We start from the raw sequence: 1,592 nt of genomic DNA, 5'->3' as shown, positions 1-1,592 counted from the left end.
CAACCAAGCACTTATCAGGTACTATTTCGGTAGCAAGGAAGAACTGTTCGACGAGGTTTATCGCCGGCGCGGCGCGTTGCTGTCGGGTCGGCGACACGTATTGCTTGACGAGGTGCTCGCCCGTCCGACGGGCTTGAACCTGGAGAAAATCGTGCTCGCTTATCTCGCACCGCAATGGGAGATGAAACACAGCGGCCCTGCCGGTGCCGCGTTCGTCAGATTGCAGGCGCGTCTGCACGCTGAACCCGCCGAACATTCCTTTCGCCTGCGCCGTGAAGTCTACGACTCATCCGTTAAGCGATTTGTTAGCGAAATAGCTCTCCTCACTCCTGACATACCGAAGGACATTATCAGCCTACGCATGGCTTTCTTAGTTGGTACTTATCTGTTTATGTTGAACGATCTTGGCCGATTGAACGATCTGACCGACGGCCAATTAGGTGTAGTCGGCAAAGACGATATGCTGAAACACCTAACGGCATTCTTGACTGCCGGCCTCAGAGCGCCTGTGCCCGCCTAAACTGACTGGTCAAATCGGACCCCGAGTGCGCGCATCTGACCGCTCTCTGTTTCACTACTGAATACTAAGCAATCTTCAAAACAGCTCCACGGTTTTCCCATGACAGTTCGGACCCTTTCKGGACGAAGAATGAGCGAGGATCCATGACTGGATCGATTCGCCGTCGGTGTCGGTAAGAATCACKGCGCCGGAAATTAAGTGCATGAGCTCGTGCTTCATGTGCTTGGCTACTACTTCGTTTCCTAGTGAAGCAGGATGACGCTGCTCGCGGCTTAGTGCAGCGACAGCACCCGAGCTGCATTACATGCCGGCAGACGGAGCAACGGCTTCAACCTATCTACAGGCGCTTCACTGCAGAGATAGCATCTGCGTTTGGTGTTCAAGAAAACACATTGAATGTTGAAAAATTTAGACATACGTTACGGCGCTGGCTTGCAAGCAACTATATAAGGGTGCAGGGCCKGCATGTAATTCATCGACAGAATGTTGATTGCCACTGAGAACTGACCCGGTGGGGATGCGGATAAAAAGTTGGACTAATATATACTGTTAGACCAAGGCTTTCTCGATACTCGACCGGACTGCGTGAGCCTAGTGATAATTTGATGCGCTTCTCATTGTACCATCGGATGTAGCCATCAACCTCGCGGACGAACTGCTCAATCGTGATAGTCTTCCAGTCTCGCGGGTAGAAGAGTTCCGTTTTMAATCGACCGAAGAAGCCTTCGCACGCGGCGTTATCTTGTGAGCAGCCCTTGCGGGACATTKAACGAATGAGCTTCGCATCGCTGATCCGAGTGAGCCAGCCGGGCCAGCGGTAGTGCGCTCCACGATMCGAATGGACGATTGTCCCGCCTTGGGCATTGGCAACGGTCTCGATAGCGGCGTCCAGCATCGTGTTGACTAGTCGCCCGTGAAGAACGCCAATTTTGGTGTGGCGGCGCATGATTGTCGGCGTCGACAGTTGGCATGGTTATGGGTTTAGGCTGGTTTTTAGGTGGGGATGTTCCGGGATCGCGGCAGAGATGCCAGAAGCATGGCTGCGAGCAGGCACAAAAGTAGCCTGAACCAC

At 53.3% G+C, this 1,592-nt stretch carries 1 protein-coding gene and 1 pseudogene; one reads left to right on the top strand and one right to left on the bottom strand.

From position 1 onward, the window contains the following. On the top strand, nucleotides 1–520 hold a 520-nt coding region (locus QD357_RS32150), incomplete at its 5' end, for a TetR/AcrR family transcriptional regulator (RefSeq protein ID WP_414126055.1). A 550-nt stretch (nucleotides 521–1,070) separates the two neighbouring features. Here QD357_RS32150 and QD357_RS32145 read toward each other — a convergent pair. Beyond that, nucleotides 1,071–1,427, bottom strand: a pseudogene (locus QD357_RS32145) (transposase); the annotation flags it as partial. Nucleotides 1,428–1,592 lie beyond the last annotated feature (165 nt).

The sequence above is a fragment of the Rhizobium sp. BR 317 genome, assembly GCF_047445835.1.
GTDB classification, from domain to species: Bacteria; Pseudomonadota; Alphaproteobacteria; order Rhizobiales; family Rhizobiaceae; genus Rhizobium; species Rhizobium paranaense.
This window is presented reverse-complemented; position numbering and strand designations above follow the sequence as displayed.